Annotated in this window: 9 protein-coding genes; all 9 read left to right on the top strand. The window is 67.6% G+C overall.

Translation table 11 applies throughout. The features are described 5' to 3' along the window. Positions 1-40 precede the first annotated feature (40 nt). The 9 genes from I2H31_RS03945 to I2H31_RS03985 all read left to right on the top strand — a co-directional run bounded on the left by I2H31_RS03945 (position 41) and on the right by I2H31_RS03985 (position 17,787). Positions 41-4,177 carry a two-component regulator propeller domain-containing protein gene (locus I2H31_RS03945; protein ID WP_196291685.1) on the top strand — a complete coding sequence of 1,379 codons (4,137 nt, stop codon included), beginning with the start codon at positions 41-43 and terminating at the stop codon, positions 4,175-4,177. Between the two features lie 234 nt (positions 4,178-4,411). Beyond that, positions 4,412-5,029: a GNAT family N-acetyltransferase gene (locus I2H31_RS03950; protein ID WP_196291686.1), complete on the top strand. Its 618-nt coding sequence runs from the start codon at positions 4,412-4,414 to the stop codon at positions 5,027-5,029. Positions 5,030-5,129: 100 nt separating this feature from the next. Continuing rightward, complete coding sequence (locus I2H31_RS03955; RefSeq protein WP_196291687.1) at positions 5,130-5,645, top strand: lipocalin-like domain-containing protein; 516 nt, start codon at positions 5,130-5,132, stop codon at positions 5,643-5,645. 56 nt (positions 5,646-5,701) lie between these two features. Beyond that, a complete protein-coding gene (locus I2H31_RS03960) occupies positions 5,702-6,247 on the top strand; it encodes a DUF6252 family protein (RefSeq protein ID WP_196291688.1) in 546 nt (181 codons plus the stop codon). A 148-nt stretch (positions 6,248-6,395) separates the two neighbouring features. After that, on the top strand, positions 6,396-6,935 hold the full coding sequence (locus I2H31_RS03965; protein WP_196291689.1) for a DUF6252 family protein: 540 nt from the start codon (positions 6,396-6,398) through the stop codon (positions 6,933-6,935). 167 nt (positions 6,936-7,102) lie between these two features. After that, entirely contained in the window at positions 7,103-7,273 is a 171-nt protein-coding gene (locus I2H31_RS03970; protein ID WP_196291690.1) for a hypothetical protein, read from the top strand. Positions 7,274-7,344: 71 nt separating this feature from the next. After that, complete coding sequence (locus I2H31_RS03975) at positions 7,345-9,087, top strand: hypothetical protein (RefSeq protein WP_196291691.1); 1,743 nt, start codon at positions 7,345-7,347, stop codon at positions 9,085-9,087. A gap of 54 nt (positions 9,088-9,141) precedes the next feature. After that, the gene (locus tag I2H31_RS03980; RefSeq protein WP_196291692.1) at positions 9,142-15,429 is read left to right on the top strand and encodes a carboxypeptidase regulatory-like domain-containing protein; all 6,288 of its coding nucleotides are present in this window, start codon (positions 9,142-9,144) and stop codon (positions 15,427-15,429) included. Between the two features lie 156 nt (positions 15,430-15,585). Beyond that, positions 15,586-17,787, top strand: a complete 2,202-nt coding sequence (locus I2H31_RS03985) for a hypothetical protein (protein ID WP_196291693.1) — start codon at positions 15,586-15,588, stop codon at positions 17,785-17,787. Positions 17,788-17,822: the final 35 nt, after the last annotated feature.

A 17,822-nucleotide genomic window follows, 5' to 3' on the forward strand; every position in this document is an offset into this window, starting at 1 on the left:
CCAATAGCTTTGTGTGGTGCCCGATTGGACCCGTCTTTCTATGTTTCCACGTCTATTAGCTAAGCCGGTGAAGCGCCGGATGACCTTGTGGTGGCTCGGCATAGTGAGCAGCCTGGCGGCGCTGGCCGCGCCGGCGGCGGCCCAAACGCTGGCCATGCGCACCTTCACCACGGCCAACGGCCTGGTGCAGTCCAGCGTGTACTGCCTGGCCCAGGACCCGGAAGGCCGCATTTGGGTGGGCACGCAGGGCGGGGTGTGCGTGTTCGACGGCAAGGAATTCCGAAACTACGGCGGCCAGGAAGGCCTGCCCGACTCGCACGTGCTGGCCGTGGCCGCGGCGCCCGACGGCCGCACCGTGTGGCTGGGCCAGAAGTACACCGGCCTGGCCGCCCTCGGCCCCAACGGCCGCATTCACCCGGTGCCGCTGCCCGGCTTGCGCGTGCCCGGCCTGCTGGCGGCGCTGTGGGCCGGGCCGGGCGAGCTGTGGGTGGGCTCGAAGGGACAAGGAATCTGGCGATTGAAGTTTCAGGCGGGCCGCCCCGACACGGCGGTGCAGCACTGGAGCGCCGCCCGCGGCCTGCCCACCGACACCATGGAGTGGGTGGGCCCGGGGCTGCGCGGCCGCCAGTGGGCCATCACCCCGCTGGGCGTGCTCGTGTTCGACCGGCGCACCGGCCAGCCCCTGCCCGCCGAGCGCGCGGCCCTGCCCGAAGCCCTGCGCCAGCGCCTCAACGGCTGCTACCGCGTCAGCGACTCGGTGGCCTGGGTGGGGGCCGCCACCGGCCTGCTGCGGGTGAGCACCGGGCCCGCCGGCTGGCGGGTGCGCCGCTACGGGCCGGCCGATGGCCTCCTGCCGGGCCCCGCGCTGCGCGTGGTGCAGGACGGCATGGGCCGCGTGTGGACCAGCACGGCCGCTGGCTTGTGCCGGGGCACCATCCAAGGTGGCCAGCTGCGGTTCACCACCATCGCGCGCCGCACCACCTTCGACGACGACCGCGCCTGCGACGTGCTGGTGGACCGCGAGGGCAGCCTCTGGGCCGCCTTCGACGACGGCGTGAACCAGTACCTGACCGACGAGCGGTTTGCCCACTTCACTACCGCCGACGGCCTGCCCGTGAACCCCGTGACGGCCCTGAGCCAGGTCCGCCCCGATGAGCTGTGGGTGGGCACCGAGCGCGACATTGCGCGGCTGCCCCTGGCGGCCAGCGGCCCGCAGCCGCCCGCGCGCCCGCTGCTGATACCGGCCCGCACCGGCCGCGGCCACTACGTGCTCAGCCTGGCGCCCGACAGCCACGGCGGCATGTGGGTGGGCACGCTGGGCGAAGGCGCCTGGCGCTACGACCTGCGCACCGGCCGCTGGGACAGCTACGACCGCAACGTGGAAGGCCTGGCCGGCCAATACGTGGCCAGCATGACCGAAGACCGCCGCGGCCGCATGTGGCTAGTGACGCACCGCCGCGGCGTGACGGTGTACGACCCCGCCGACAAGTCTTTCCGCACGTTTCGGGCCGGGCAAAACGGCCTCACCAGCAACAACTTCTGGCAGGTGTACCGCGACCGCGCCGGCCGCCTCTGGCTGGCCTCCGACGACGCCGGCCTCATCAGCGTCGACACCGACCACGACACCTTCCGCCGGGTGGATGGGGAGTCCGGCAACCTCACCGTCGGCTCCATCAGCGAAGACCGGCGCGGCCACCTCTGGCTGGGGCCCATCGGGCAGACGCTGCTGCGCTACGAGCCCGCCTCAGGCCGCCTGCACACCTACGGCCTGGAGCTGGGCTTGCACTCCATCAACCCCTATTTTGTGCAGTGCGACAGCGCCGGCCGGGTGTGGGTGGGCACCAACCTGGGCATCGATGTGCTCGATACCAAAACCAACACCGTGCGCTCTTACGCGCCGGCCGACGGCTTTCTGGGCGGCGAAACCGACCAGAACGCCGTGCTGTTGACTTCCAACGGACAGGTGTGGATGGGCACCGTGGGCGGCCTGATGCTGTATAATCCCCGGCACGTGCCCCGCGCCAGCGTGCCGCCGCTCACCCGCCTCACCGGGCTGCGCGTGAACCTGCGCGACACCACTTTGCAGGCCGGCCTCACGCTGCCCTACCACCTCAACGGCGTGAGCGTTGACTTCCAGGGCGTGAGCCTGGCCCGGCCCGGCAGCGTGCGCTACCAGTACCGGCTGCGCGGCCTGGGCGATGCCTGGGCCAGCCCGGGCGAGGGCACGTCGGCCACCTTCGCCAACCTGCCGCCGGGCCCCTACACCTTTGAGGTGCGGGCCACCAACGGCGAAGGCGGCTGGAGCAAGCCCGCTGCCTTTTCTTTCACCATCGAGGCGCCCTGGTGGCGCCGCTGGTGGGCCTGGTTGCTCTACGCCAGCGCGTTGGGGCTGGTATTGTACGTGGTGCGCCGCCGCACCCGCCTGCAGGAGCGGGAGCGCGCCGAGCGCCGCCTGGAGCGCCAGGCCCTGGGCCACCTGCAGGAAATGGACCGCGTGAAAACCGACTTCTTCACCAACATCAGCCACGAGCTGCGCACGCCGCTCACCCTCATCCTCGGCCCGGCCGAACTGCTGGCCGAGCAAGCGCCCGACACGTTGAGCCGCCAGCGCGGCGGCCTGGTGCTGGGCCAGGCCCGCAAGCTGCTGGCCCTCATCAACCAGCTCCTCGACCTGAGCAAGCTCGACGCCGGAGCCCTGCGCCTGCACCCCACGGCCGGCGACGCGGGCCAACTGGTGCGGCACGCGCTGGCCAGCTTCGAGGACCTGGCCGCCAGCCGGGGCATTGCCCTGCGGCTGGAAGCGCCCATTGGATTTGTGCCCCTGGTGTTTGATGCGGTGAAGCTCGACGAAGTGCTGACTAACCTGCTGGCCAATGCCTTGCGCTTCACTCCGGTTGGCGGGCAGGTCACGTTGCGGCTGGCCAGCGGGCCAGCCACCGTGGCCGCGCCCGCCGGCACCGTGGAACTGGCCGTGCAGGACACCGGCCCGGGCATCGCCACCGAGCACCTCATGCACCTGTTCGACCGCTTTTATCAGGGCGGCAGCGAGCCGGCCGGGCCCGGAGCCGGGGCGGCCCGCCAGGGCACCGGCATTGGGCTGGCGCTGGTGCGCGAGTTGGTGGCCCTGCACGGCGGCACGGTGGAAGTGAGCAGCGCGCCTGGCCAGGGCGCCTGTTTTGTGGTGAAACTGCCGCGCGGCGTGCTGGTGGCCGACCCCGCCGCACCCGCTCCGCCGCCCTCAACGCCCCCGAAGCTGGTGCCGCCCGCGGCGCTGGAGTTGCCGGACGGCACATTTGCCACGCCGGTGGCGCCCACCGAGCCGGCCAGCGCCCCGGCGGCCGAAGCGGCGCTGGTGCTCATCATCGAAGACAGCGACGAAGTGCGGGCCTTTATTGCCGAAGCGCTGGCGCCGGCGGGCTACCGCCTACTGCTGGCCCCGGACGGGGCGGCCGGGCTGGCGCTGGCGCGGGCCGAGGTGCCGGACTTAATTGTGAGCGACGTGATGATGCCGGGCTTGAGCGGCTACGAGGTGTGCCAGGCGCTGAAAACCGATGCCGCCACCAGCCACATTCCCGTCGTGCTGCTCACCGCCCGCTCTTCGGCTGATGACCGCCTCGAAGGCCTGGAGATGGGCGCCAACGCCTATTTGCCCAAGCCGTTCCGGCCCCGCGAGCTGCTGGCCCAGCTGCGCAGCCTGCTTAGCCTGAGCCAGCAAAACCGCGCCCGCTTCGCCCTGCTGGCCGCGCCCGAAGAAGGCGCCGAACCCGCCGACCGCGCCCCCGCCGAAGGCCGGCTGACGGCGCCGCTGCCCAACCAGCTGGCCGTGCACGCGGCGGCCGTAGCCGCCCTGCCCTCGCTCGACCAGGCCTTTCTGGAGAAGTTCGACGCGGCCGTGCTCGCCCACCTGAGCGACGAAACCTACGGCGTGGACCAGCTGGGCCAGGAGCTGGGCCTGAGCCGCACCCAGCTGCACCGCAAGCTGAAAGCCCTCACCGGCCAGGCCCCCGGCGAGTACCTGCGCAACACCCGCCTGCTGCGGGCGCTGGCGCTGCTGCAAGCCAAGGTGGGCACGGTGGCGGAAGTAGCCTACCAGGTGGGCTACGGCAGCCCGGCCCACTTCAGCACGGCGTTTTCGCGGCAGTTTGGCTACGCGCCCAGCACGGTGGGCAAGGAATAAGCGCCGGCTTTTTTCTCGGGAAAAACCACGATTTCGGCGTTCAAACCGGGTGCGCGCGCAAAAACCAACGCACGCGCAACGCCAACGAATGCCGCGCAATGTGCGCGTAAGCATTTGGGATGCTCGCGGAAGAGCTTCCGCGCAGGCCCAATCTTCCTTTGCCAGTACCAACGCCGCTCGCATTTGGCGGCGTTGGCGCTTATGCAAAGTGTCCCTTTTCCCAACTTTCCACCGGTGCGGCACGCCATTCCGCGCCGCCTCGAAGCCCCCGACCTGGAGTGGGCCGTGGCGCTGCTCGGGCAGGCCATGGCGGCCCACCCGGCCCTGAGCTACGTGTGCGCGCCGCCCATTGGCGCCCGCCGCCAGCACTGGCTGCTCCGGCAGCTACTCGACTACGTGTTTCGCCACGGCGTGGCTTATACCAATGCGGCGGGCACGGCCCTGGTGCTGTGGCTGCACCCCACGGAGCTGCGGCGGCCCTGGGCCCTGCAACTGCGCCTGCTGCTGCCGGCCATTTGGTGGCTGGGCTGGGCCGGCAGCCAGCGCCTGCGCCGCCTCATCCGCACGGTGGCGTGGCTGCGCCGCCAAAGCCTGGCCGGCCCGCACCACTTGCTGCTGGGCGTGGCGGTGCACCCCGCGGCCCAGGGCCGGGGCGAGGGCCGGCGGCTGCTGGCGGCCACGCTGGCCTTGCGCCAGTCGCCGCTGCCGTGCTACTTCAGCGGGCAGGTGCCCTCGCAACTGGCTTTCTATCAGGGGCTGGGGTTTGAGCTGGCCGGCCATTGCACGGTGGGCGAGGGGCCCGCGGGCGTGCTCAGCAACTGGGGGCTGCTGCGGCCCGCGGCCCGGAAATAGAAAAGGTTTGCACTCTTCAGCATCCGCCTGTTTTTCTGGATTTTACAAAAAATAACTTCACTTTCTTTCATCAATTCCAACCACCATTTCCCTTCTTAACATGAAAACCCTTTCCATTCTCCTGCTTTCCGGGCTGCTGGTCACCTCGATGGGCTGCAAAAAAGACAAAGAAGATGCGCCCGCTCCCTCCAAAACGGCCATGCTCACGGCCGGGACCTGGAAAGTGAACAGTTCCACCCTGACCATTGACGCTCAGTCCAATACCTTTCCTGAGCCTTCCTCCAACCAGGCGGGCTACAAGTTCAACACCGATGGCAAAACGGTGGTGACGTACAGCGACGGCACGACGGGCAACGGCACCTGGGCGCTCCAGAACAACGACTCGGAACTGGTGCTGAAGGATGGGAGCAGTGCCCAGCAAACCCGCAAGGTGTTTGAGCTGACCAGCCAGAAGCTGTCCATTGGCCGCAGCTTCGATAAAACGGCCATTCAGAAAGTGCTGAACAGTTCTTCGGGCGCTGATTTCGAGCTGGCGCTCATCGTGGCCGGCAACCCCAGCGTGGCCTGGCAAAACACGAACAACGTGGACTACAAAATCAACTACACGCCCAAATAACCAAGGCCGGACATCCTCTGACCATCAAATTAACCCTGTTGTAACCCGCATGCCCCATGAAAACCTTCCGTTCGGTTTCTCGCTATGCCCTGTTGCTGCTCTGCGGCGCGGCCCTCAGCCTGTCGTCCTGCAAAAAGGATTCGGCCGATGACAGCGGCACGTCCTCGGGCGACGGCACCGTGACCTGGACCCACAACGGCACCACCTACACCAGCACCCTCACCGCTTCGGCCATCGTGGATACCGGCGATAAAATTATCGTCACCGGCGGCTCCAAAGACAACAACAACATCGTGTCGCTGAGCCTGCTGGGCATCAACGCCAAAGGTGCGGGCACGTACGACCTGCGCAAGGGTTCCGTGCTTGATAACTACCCGGTTGCGGCCCTTACCCTCAATGCCAGCAGTGGCCAGGGCACCACGCACAACACCCTCTACGGCCCCAACGCCAGCAACGGCACCATCACGGTGAGCCAGTTCGACAAGGCTGCCCAGAAGCTCAGCGGCACTTTCAGCTTCACGGCTGGGGCCGTGCCCAACACCAGCGCCACCGGCACCCAAAACGTCACCAGCGGCAGCTTCACGTTCACCAAGTTCCGGTAGGCAACCGCCCGTCCGATGCGCCCAGCGTCGCGCTGGCTCGAATCAGGGGTTTCCGCTACCGAGTCTGGTGCCGCGCCAAGGAAGCCGCGCCTCCGCCGATTAGCCGGCTACCATTTTCCATTCCTTTCTCCTTTTTCAATAGACCCCCATGCATTCCTTCACTCGCTACGCCGTGCTGCTGCTGTGCGGCGCTTCCCTGGGTCTTTCGTCCTGCAAAAAAGACTCTTCCGATGACGACGCCACGCCCGAAGGCGACGGCATCGTGACCTGGACGCACAACAACGTCACTTATACCGACAAGATTACGGCGGGCGCCGTGGTGGACCCCGGCGACAAAATCTTCATTCTCGCCGGGTCCAAAGACCTCAATAACGTGTTGTCGATACCGCTGCTGGGCCTTAGTGCGAAAGGCCCGGGCGTGTACGACCTGCCCAAGGGCTCAGCGCTCAACGACTACTCCGTGGGCTCCATCACCCTGAACGGGGCCGATGGCAAATCCGGGGCGACTTACACTACCCTGTACGGCCCCAACGCCATCAATGGCACCGTCACGGTCACGGAGTTTGACAAAAATGCCCAGAAACTCAGCGGCACGTTCTCCTTCACGGCCGGCGCGACGCCCTTGGGCAACGGCAGCGGCACCCAAACCGTGACCAACGGCAGCTTCAGCATCCACAAGTTTCATTAGGCCACCAGCGCGGCGGCCGGGCTTGCCCAATGGTGGCCAGGCCGCCGCGCAAATCTTGACTGAAAGCGGGAAAACAGCAATTTCAGGCGCTGCGATATGGGCCCAGTGGGCTCCGCCATGCCCATTGGTGGTGCAACATTCTGGCGCTGCCAGCGCCTGAAATTCGAATGGCAACCGCCGGAGTGGCGTGGGAAAATGACCACTACGGCTCCGCTTTCGCCGCCCTGCGCAAAACCGCACGCATTTGGCATAAACCCGAAGAGCAAGGCACATTCAATAACGCTTTTGCACCAAATACGAACGGGTTTGGCCATCGCATCAAGGTTTCTTTGCCTTAGTCGGAAGCTTGACTATCTGTTTGTTGACTGCGCTTGCTTTCGCTTATCACCACCGGGTCTCTTTCTGCGCTATGAAACATCCGCTACACCTCTTTCTGCGCTTCACGGCCGCGGCCCTGCTGCTGAGCGGGGCTGCGGTCACCCGGGCCCAGGACCTGGCCACGCTGGCCCAGCAAAAGCCCGTGACCCTCACCGGCGCCCTGGATTTGCGCACCGTGTTCTACAACTACTCGGGCAACATCACGGCCCGGCGCAAGCCGTTCAGCTACGTGCTCAGCGGCAGCCCCACCGTCAACATCTACGGCGTGGCCGTGCCGCTCGACTTCGTGCTCAGCGAGCAGGACCGGGCCGTGCGCCAGCCCTTCAACCAGTTCGGGCTGAGCCCGACCTATAAGTGGGCCACCGCGCATTTGGGCTACCGCAACCTGTCGTGGTCGCCCTTCACGCTGGCCGGCCACACCATGCTGGGCGCCGGCGTGGAGCTGAACCCCGGCAAGTTTCGCTTCGGCCTGATGGTGGGCCGCTTCGCCCGCGCCACCGCCGTGGATGCCACCACCGGCCTCACGGCGCCCTTCGCCTTCTCGCGCCGCGGCTACGCGCTGAAGCTGGGCGTGGGCGCCCCGGAGAAATCCTTCATCGACGTGACCCTGGTGAAAGGCCGCGACGACAGCACCAGCGTGAGCGCCACCGACCGCCTGGCGGCCGGCAACACCGGCGCCCTGGTGCAGCCCGCCGAAAACCTGGCCGTGGGCCTGGGCGGCCGGCTGGGCTTGGGCAAAGACAAGTACTGGTTTGTGGAAGGCGACGGTGCCATCAGCCTGTTTACGCGCCGCCTGGGCAGCCGCTTGCAGCTGGAAAAGAGCAACCTGCCGGGCATCGTGAATAGCACCTTCGGCAAGCTCATCGACATCAACGGCTCGACGGAAGCTTACACCGCCTGGCAAGCCGGCGCCGGCTATTCCAAAAACGGGCGTGGCCTGAAGGTGCGCTACCGCCGCATCTCGCCCGGCTACCAGAGCATGGGCGCCTACTTTTTTCAGGACGACCTGGAGAACCTGACGCTGGCGCCCAGCTTCGCGCTCTTCAAGCAAAAGCTGCGGCTGAGCGGCAACCTGGGCGTGCAGCAGGACAACCTGCGCAGTCAGAAGCAGCTCACCAGCCGCCGCATCATCGGCTCGGTGTCGGCGTCGGCCGAATTGTCCGAGCGGCTGGGCATCGACCTTAACTACACCAACTTCACCACCGACCAGCAGCAGGCCGGCGCCGTGCAGGTAGCCGATTCCTTTCGGCTGGCCCAGACGACGCAAAGCTTTTCGGTGGCGCCGCGCTACGTGCTGATGGGCGACCATTACGGCCACGCCGTGCTGCTGTCGGTGGACCGGTCCACGCTGCGCGGCCTGGGCAGCAGCGTGCTGGACAAGCTCAGCGAGTTCACCTCGCTCAACGCCTTTCTGAACTACCAGCTCACGCTGATGGGGCCGCGCCTCACGCTGGGCGCCACTTACAACTACACGGAGCTGAGCCTGAGCCAGGGCGCCGACCTCAACCGCGGCCTGCAGCTCTCGGCCGACCGGCCTTTTCTCAAGCAGGACGCCTTGCGGCTGGGCTTGCGCGGCTCCTGGCTGTCGGCGCGCCGGTTTGGCGAGCCGGGCCGCATCGTGGGGGGCGGGGTGCGCGCCACCTACCGCGCCGGCCGCCACCACAGCTTCCGCCTCGACGCCGCCTACACCGCCCGCCAGCCCGACCAGGACACGCCCAGCAACCCCCGCTACACCGAAACGCGCGGCGAAATCGGCTACGGCTTCACGCTCTGATGGGCTTTGGCTGACGCGCTTTTTGACTACATCCTTCACTCCAACTTTTTCCGCATGAAAGACCTCAACTCTGTTTTGCGAAGCCTGTGCCTGCTGCTGCCGCTGCTACTGCTGGCAGGTGGCGCCCGCGCCCAGGCCTCGGTCCAGGCCGTGCGCGTGACGGTGATGCCGCTGCCCCCGTACTCGACCCACCTGTCGGACTACGTGGACCAGCCCAACCGCCTGCTCATCACCCTCAGCAACACCACCCGCACGCCCCTGAGCCTGCAGCTGGCCGGCACCCTGAGCGGCGACAACGGCATCCGGGTGCAAACCAAGCCCAGCGCCCGCTCGCCCCGCCCCGTCAACCTCGACCCGCTGCAAACCCGCCGGCTCGACCAGGAGGAGCTGAGCCAGCTGTTTGATGAAAACATGCTGACCTACACCGGCATCACCATGCAGCAGATGGTGCGCGGCAACGGCCTGCCCGAAGGCACCTACACCATCTGCGTGAAGGCCCTGGACTACGCCAACGGCCGCCCGCTCTCGGCCGAAGACCCGGTGGGCTGCTCGCGCCCCTTCGCCCTGCGCAGCCTGGAGCCGCCCTACATCATCAAGCCGCTGGCCGATGAAAACTTCAAGGCGGTGAGCCCGCAGAACATCCTGTTCACCTGGAGCCGGCCGGCGGGCGCGCCCATCACGACGGAGTATGAGCTGCGCATCGTGGAAATGTCGGACCCGCGCCGCAACATCAACGACGCCTTTCTGGCCGGCACGGTGCCGCCGCTGTTCGAGCGCACCGTGACCGGCGCCACCGTGCTGCTCTACGGACCTTCCGAGCCGGCCCTCATCGTGGGCCGGCGCTACGCCTTTGCCGTGACGGCCCGCGACCCGCGCGGCCAGGCCGTGTTCCGCAACAACGGCCGCTCCGAGGTGCAAAGCTTCGTGTACGGCGCGGCGCCGGCCGTGGCCTCCACTCCGGCGCCGCACATCCAAACGGTGAAGGATATGCACACCGTCACCACGAAGATTCCGATGGTGCTGGTGCGCGGCAACCTGCAGTGGGGCTGGCGCGCCAGCGAGGAAGCCAATTCCTTGTTTACAGAAGTTAATAGCAAAGGCCTCGACGCCACCGGCAACGCCCTGGCGGCGCTTAATGACCCCAGCGCGGGGCCCACGGCTACGGCGGCGCTCGGCGGCGCCTTGCACACGGCCTCGACCGGCGGCGCGGGCGGCGCGGCCGGCTCTTACGGCGCCAACGCCGGCGCGGGTGCCAGCCCGACGGGCGGCTACAATGGCGCCACGGCCACCACGGGCCCGCTGACGGCCGTGACAACTTCCACCACCGGCGGTGCCAACGCCGGCATGATGAGCAACACCAGCGTGGTGAGCGGCGGCGGTACCACCACCGGCTTCAGTGTGGGCGGCGGGAGCCTGGCCGGCGGCGGGCAGCTTGGTTCGCAACTCGGCACGGGCAGCAATTCCAGTTCGGCCAGCAACCCGCCCATCCAGCTAGGGGTGGCACCCAGTATGCAGCTGCCCGGCATCATCGGCAAGAGCCGCTACCCGCTGGCCCACCAGAAAATCAAGCTGGTGTATGACTACAAACCCATCGCCCAGGGCCAGATGGGCTGGAACGACCCCACGCTCAACGCCGAGCGCCACAAGGTGATGGGCATTGGCACCACGGATGCCAACGGCGACTTCGCCATCAGCATGCTCACGGCGCCAATAGAAGGGGGCGGAATGCCCCAGTTTATCGACGGGAACAAAACGTACCAGGTCAGCCGCCTGCGGGTGGAAATCAGCGACGCGCACTTCTTTGAAGAGCCCACCGGCTACGAGCTCAAGCCCGGCAAAGACGGCGGCTACGACCTGGGCCAGACCCTGTGCCTGGCCAACTCCTACCGCCTGAAGCTGGAAGTGGTGGACAAGGGTGGCAAGCCCGCTCCCGGGGTTAAGGTGTCGGTTTTCCGCCTGCCCAGCTGGTACAACGCCCACGCCTACGCCAAGCCCGAAGGCCAGCAGCCGGAAGAGAAACGCGCCCAGCGCCTCGGCGCCGACGGCGGCATCCTCATCACCGACGTGCCCGTGACGAAAACGGCGCTCACGCGCCTGTTCGCCAACAACGGCGGCGCTTCCGACAAGTACAACCTGCTCATCACCGGCGAGGGCTACAACAACTTCGCCACCACGCTGAGCGCCTGGCCCGCCGGCACCAGCTGCAAAGACGGCGTCGTCACCATCACCAAAAAGATTGAGCTGGTGGGCAGCCCGCCGCTGGTGCGCGGCCGCGTGCTGCGCAAGCACGACAGTTCGCCCGTGGTGGGCGCCAACATCCGCCTGAAGCGCACCACGCCCGGCGACGGCAAAATCTACACCACCCAAACCGACAGCAAGGGCGCGTTCAGCATCAGCACCCTGGGCAAAACTTCGGTGCCGATGACGCTGGAAGTACTGACCGGTCCGGGCGTGGAAAAGGGCTGGCGCGAAGACAACATCAAGCTCGACAAGACCGGCCCGCAGGGCATCGTCACCCGCGACCCCATCTCGATTGACGCCGTGGTGCACCCCGTGGCCGGCCGCGTGGTGAGCGACGAGGGCCCCGGCGTGGCCCAGGCCAACCTGCGCTGGAAATCGGGCGGCAAGCCGTTTGAGGCCGATGGCGAGGGCCGGTTCATGACCACCCATCAGGCCGGGGCCGACACGCTCATCATCTACAAGCTGGGTTTCCAGGAGCTGCGCGCCAGCGTGTGGGTGGACGGCGACGGCCTCACCAACCCCAAAACCGGCAAGAAGAACTCCGGCAACTACTTCGTGCTGGGCGGCACCGGCGCTGGCTCCGGCGCAGGGGCCAAAGCCCAGAAAAACGTCACCAACGACCTGACCAAAACCTTCGGCAAGAATTCTAGCCTGCAAGTGGCCGGCGCGGCGCCCTTCCAGCTGCCCGGCACCGGCCCAATAGGCAACGGTGCGCTCCCCGCCAGCCAGGGTGCGCTCCCCGGCGGCCAGAGTGCGCTTCCCGCCGGTCAGGGTGTGTTCCCCGGCGGCCAGAGTGTGCTCCCCGTTGGCCAGGGTGTACTCCCCGCCGGCCAGAGTGCAATCACCGCGGGTCAGGGTGCGGGCACCGCCAGCCAGGGTGCGGGCACCGCCGGCCAGGGTGCGGTCACCGCCAGTAAGAGTGCGGACACCGCGGGTCAGGGTGCGCTCCCCGCCGGTCAGGGTGCGGGCAACAGCGGCGCCGTTGCCGGCATCGGTCTTGGGATTGCCAGCGCCAGCCAGTACAACGGGGGCAGCATCACCGACAACAACGCGCTGCTCAACTACCTGCAAGGCGCCGGTGGCGGCAGCGGTGTCGTGGGCGACGGCCAGGACCTGGGCGTCTTCACCCTCAATAAACTGGTGGGCCGCCTGCGCGTGACCGTGCTAGACTCGGCCTCCGGGCAGCCGCTGGCCGGCGCCACGGTGGCCTTCCCCGGCACCGACCCGGTGCTGAGCCAAACCACCGGCGCCGATGGCCAGACCTACTTCGAGAAAGCGCCCGGCGGGCCGGCGGGCCTGCGCATCAGCGGCCCTGCGGGCGCGGCCATTGCCTATGTGCCCAGCCTGCAGGACCTCACCATTGCCACCAACGGCAAGGTGACGGAACTGACCGTGAAGCTGGCACCCGGCACCCGCGTGCAAGGCACGGTGCAAGCCGACGGCGCGGCCGTGGCCGGCGCCAAAGTGCGCGTCATCGGCCGGCCCGATATGGAGGTGCAAACCGCCGCCAACGGCCAGTACGAGCTGATTGGCGTGCCCAAAGGCCCCTGGACGATGGAGGCCACCAAGCAGGGCCTCATCGGCCAAAGCCAGAGCCAGACCTTCGTGCCCGGCCAGAACGCCACCGTCAATTTTGCCCTCACCAACGCCGGCTTTGCCATTGATAAGCTGCTGGGCTTCCCCATCGAGGTGAAAACCCTGGCCACCGGCGCCGACACCACCCTCACCGGCGCCTTCGTGAACCTGCCCGGCAACGTCCTTTTCAGCGTGAAATCCGGCACGCGCCTGGAGTTTGCCAACGTGGCCGTGCGCGTGGACAAAAACGGCGTGCTGCGGCCCAAAGGCAAGGATTTTGTCCTCACCGACGCCACCGAGCTGGCGATGACGGCCTTCAAATTCCTGCCCGTCAAAATTGCCGAAACCGCGGGCCTGAAGGTGCAGATGCAGGCCGGCAATCCCACCAAAGGGCTCATTGCCGGCGCCGTCGAAATCAACTACGGCACGCTGGGCAACAACCTGGGCTGGGCCTGGAACGCCGGGGTGAAAACCTACCTCAGCGACGCCCCCGGCACCGGCGCCGTGCCCGTCCTGCCCGTGCTGGGCTCCGACGGCAAGCTGCCCTACAGCGCCACCACCCTGAAGCTGCGGGCCCCGGCCAAGTCGGCCGCCCTCTCGCTCTACGGCTTCACCGCCACCGTCGACCTGACGCAGAGCACCGCGGGCACCGACGGCCTGCACCTGGCCGGCAGCGTGCAGCTCGACAAAGTGCCGGGCCTGAACTCGGTCAAAATCAACGTCAGCAACCTGTGGATTGCCACCGGCGGCGAAATCAAAACCGCCACGCTGGGCCTGAATCCGGCGGTGAGCGTGAGCGTAGGCGGCTTCGGCTTCACGCTCACCGGCGGCGGCCTCACCGAGCAGGGCTTCAAGCTCAGCGGCGCGGTGAAGGTGCAGGTGCCGGGCTCGGCGGCCAGCGTGGTCAACTTTTCCGACCTGCTCATTGGCACCAGCCAGCTCTACGGCGGCAACTTCGTGCTGCCCAGCGCCGGGCTCGACGTGTTCAGCCTGGCCAAGTTCAAGCCGGTGGCCGGCTCGCCGTTGGCCTTCGGCACCTTGCCCAACGGCGGGCCGTCGTTCTTCAGCGGCGGGGCCACCACCACGCTGCCGCTCATCGACAAAACCATCACCGTCCAGGCCTTCACGGTGCGGTCCGACGGCCAGTTTTCGGCCCAGGTGCCGGCCGACTTTTCCATCGGCTTCGGCGGGCTGGCTTCGCTGAAAGTGAAGGGCGTGAAGTTCAACACCATCGGCGGCGTGGGCATCGACGTGCTCAGCGACGTGCAGCTGACCCTGCCGCTGGTGAAAGCCGAGGCCGGCAACCTGAAGTACCGCCCCGGCAAGGCGCCCTCGCTCGAAAACGTGGGCCTGCACGTGCCCATCGGGGTAGGGGAGCTGGGCGGCTCGGTGAGCTTCCTCAACAACGGCTTTGCCGGGGCGCTGGGGCTGAATCTGGTGAGCGTGATGAATGTGAAGGCCGATTTCAAGTACCAGAAAGTGGCCGGCGACATCCAGTTTGCGGCCAACATCCAGAGCAACATTCCGCCGGTGCCGGTGGGCCCGGGCCTGCTGCTCACCAGCGTGGGCGGCGGCCTGAGCTACGGCAACAAGAAGCTGAAATCGGTGACCGTGAGCGGGGTGGTGAGCGTGGCGGCGTTTGAAGCCGGCCTGGCCCTGAATCCCATCAAGGTGACGGTGGAAGCCGGCCCGGTCATCACCGGCACGGCCAACCTGACGGTGGCCGAGCAGAAAATGGCCAACGCCAAGCTGCTGCTGGACTTCCCCAACTCCCTGGCCTCGGTGCAGCTCACGTCGAACTACACGCCCTTGCCGGGCATGAGCAGCAGCACGGTGGGCGGCATTGTGGTGGTGAGCGGCAAGCAGAACGACTCCTACTGGGTGATGAGCATGGGCGCGAAAACCTCGCTGCTGGGCCTGATAAACGCCAATGCCAACATCCTGGTGGGCCAGAACCTGAACGTGAACAACCACCCCGAACTGGGCGACTACACCGGCTTCATCGACAAAGCCTACCTCAGCAACGGCACCACCGTGAACGGCGCGCACATGCAGAGCAACACCTCGTTTGGGCGCCACCAGAACGACGCGTTTAGCGCCTGTTTCTGGGAGGCTTGCGGCAAAATCTGGTACTACAACGACGCCGTCAGCAACCTCAACATGAATTTTGCCAGCAACAGCTACGGCCTGTACATCAGCAGCGGCTGGGGCGGCGGGGCCGACCTGACCGTGGCCGGCAAGAGCATTGGCGGGGCCGACGTAGGCGCCGCCGGGGCCCTGGGTGGTGGCTACAACCCGTCGCAGGGCTGGAACCTCAACGGCACCGTGGGCGCCCACCTAGTGGGCTGGCTGGGCGACTGCAGCAACGCCTGCGCCAACAAAATCTGCTGGGGCGGCTGCTTCAAGGCCTGCGTTTTCGGCTGCAAAGTCTGCCCGATTCCGGTCGGCATCAAAGTCTGCGCCCACCCCGGCATCACGGTCGACTACAAGTCCACGTCGGGCATGGACGTGGGGCTGGACATCTAAACGCCTGACGCCGGGCGCCCTCCTCAAGGAAGGGAGCCTGACGAACGGTAGCGTGGACGCTGCGAGTCCGCGCCTGGGCGAACGTCCCGCTCATACGCGGACTCGCAGCGTCCACGCTACACCATTTCTGCAAACAACTATCAAGTTTCCAACGCCATGAAGAACGCCCTCTTGCTCTTGAGCGCCTGCCTGGGGCTGACCGTTACAACGCCACCGGCACCCGCCCGGGCCCAGTCGCGCCCTGCCGCCCCAGAGGCTGCCGAAACGGGCGAGGCGCCCGTGTTTCCGTCGCCGGCCGGCGTCTACGCGGTGGTGAGCAACACCGCGCTCAGCGCCGCCAAGCCCAGCCCCGAAGGCCTGGTGGCGGTGCGCGTGCTGCGCGCCCCGGCCGGCAGCAACGACTTCAAGGAAGTCGGCCAAGTGCGCCAGGCTGGTTCACTGGCCGAGTTTCGCCAGCAAGCCGGTCCCGGCGTCCTCGAACAAATTCGCCAAACCCACCAGCTGGCTTCCGACGACGCGGCCTGGGCCTACCTCCAGGCCCACCCCAGCCTCGACGATTACGGCTTTCTGGGTTTGAGCCTGTCGTTTCGGGTGGCCCTGGGCACGGCTTTCCTCGATGCCGACGCCGTGAAAGCCAAGCCCGGCACCCGCTTCGCCTACCGCCTCGTGCCCGAGTACGCCACCGGCCGCGCGCCCAGCGGCGCCGGCGCCACTACCCGCTTCCCCGAAGCCACCGTGGCCGTGGGCCAGCGCAGTGCCCTGCCGCGCCCCCGCGCCCGCCGCGCCACCGGCCGCGACTCGGCCGTGGTGGTGCGCTGGGTGGCGCCCGCGGCGCGGGCCAACACGCCGCTCATCACCCTGTTTGGCCGGGTGTGGCGGCAGGGGCCGGGCGAAAAGACGTTCTCCGTGGTGGCCGACCAAATCCTGGCCACGCGCGACGAGCGGGGCCGCGACGATTCCGTGCGCTTCACCTTCCAGCAGCGCGTCGAGCCCGAGGCGTTGTACCGCTACTACATCGAACCGCTGGACTTCGTGGGCAACCCCGGCCCGGTCTCCGATACGGCTTACGTTCTGTCAGTTTCGCCCTCGCGCATGCCCGCCGTGAGCCGCGTGAATGCGCGCGACACCACCGACGGCATCGCCCTAAGCTGGCCTGCACTGCCGGCCAAGCCCTATTTGCTGGGCATTGAAGTGCAACGCTCGCGCGACACCCGCGGCAACTACGTGCGGCTCGATACCATTCCGGCCAGCGCCGCCGGCTACCTCGACACCCGCCTGCTGCCCAACGTGACCTACCACTACCGCCTGCGCACGCTGCTGCGCGGCGGCCTGCGGGCCCCCGAAGCGGCTACGGGTGCGGCCTTCGCGTCTCACCAGGGCGGGGAGGGCCGCAGCAGCGCGCCCCTGGCCCCCGTGCAGCTCACCGCCGAGCCGGAGGGTAGGGGAGTGCGCCTGCGCTGGCAGCCCGCCGGGCCCGACCTCAACCACGAAGCCTATTTCGTGTACCGCGGCACCTCCGACCAGGATTCTATGGTCGTGGTGTCGCCGGCTCTGCGCGGCGGCACGCTCACTTTCCTCGACACCACCGCCCGCAACGGCCGCCGCCAATACGTGTACGCCGTGCAGGACGTAAACAAGAACCTGCAAGCCAGTCCCTTCTCTGACCACGCCGCCGCCCAGCCCAATATTCCCATGGCCGTAGCGGCTCCTCTTGGCCTGAGCGGCTACTCCGACGGTGCCGCCACCCGCCTGAGCTGGGACGATGTGCAGCGGCGCGACCCTGCTGTGGTCGGCTACCGCGTTTACCGCCGTCCCGCTGCGGCTGCAACGCCGGCACCCAAGCCTGCACCGGCCCCGATTCCTAGAAAAGGCGCACCAAGCAAAAGCACCGCCGCGCCGGCCGTTGCTGCCGCTCCCGGCTTCGTTTTGCTGGCCGACGACTTGCGCGCTCCGGCTTATGAGGACGCCACTATGCGCCCCGGTCAGGCCTACCAGTATGCTGTTTCGGCCCTTGATGCGCAAGGCACGGAAAGCGCGCTCTCGCCCGTGGCCACGCCAACGGTTTTTGCCAGCACAAGCACTGCGGCAGTCCCCCCCTCACAGCTCAATGCCCGCGCGGTACCCAAAGGCCTGGAAGTGAGCTGGAGCCACCCAGCCGTGCTGCCCGGCCGCGGCTACGCCCTCTACCGTCGCACCCGCGAGCAGCCCGAGCCCCAGCGCCTGGCCACGCTGCCCGCCACCGCCACGCGCTACCTCGACGCCACGGCCAGGCCGCAGGTGCTCTACATCTACTCGGTGGCGGTGCTGACGCCCGCGCAGGAAGGCCCGCGCACGTCGGAAATCAGCGCCCGCCGCTAGGCATTGCGGCTCCACCTGACGCCCGCCGGCGCCTG

Origin of the sequence: Hymenobacter ruricola (genome assembly GCF_015694525.1) — a bacterium.
Taxonomy (GTDB): domain Bacteria; phylum Bacteroidota; class Bacteroidia; order Cytophagales; family Hymenobacteraceae; genus Hymenobacter; species Hymenobacter ruricola.

Coding starts and splice junctions, on each gene's coding strand:
- I2H31_RS03945 (WP_196291685.1), top strand. CDS start 41: ATGTTTCCACGTCTATTAGCTAAGCCGGTGAAGCGCCGGATGACCTTG.
- I2H31_RS03955 (WP_196291687.1), top strand. CDS start 5,130: ATGAAAACCCTTTCCATTCTCCTGCTTTCCGGGCTGCTGGTCACCTCG.
- I2H31_RS03960 (WP_196291688.1), top strand. CDS start 5,702: ATGAAAACCTTCCGTTCGGTTTCTCGCTATGCCCTGTTGCTGCTCTGC.
- I2H31_RS03965 (WP_196291689.1), top strand. CDS start 6,396: ATGCATTCCTTCACTCGCTACGCCGTGCTGCTGCTGTGCGGCGCTTCC.
- I2H31_RS03970 (WP_196291690.1), top strand. CDS start 7,103: ATGGCAACCGCCGGAGTGGCGTGGGAAAATGACCACTACGGCTCCGCT.
- I2H31_RS03975 (WP_196291691.1), top strand. CDS start 7,345: ATGAAACATCCGCTACACCTCTTTCTGCGCTTCACGGCCGCGGCCCTG.
- I2H31_RS03980 (WP_196291692.1), top strand. CDS start 9,142: ATGAAAGACCTCAACTCTGTTTTGCGAAGCCTGTGCCTGCTGCTGCCG.
- I2H31_RS03985 (WP_196291693.1), top strand. CDS start 15,586: ATGAAGAACGCCCTCTTGCTCTTGAGCGCCTGCCTGGGGCTGACCGTT.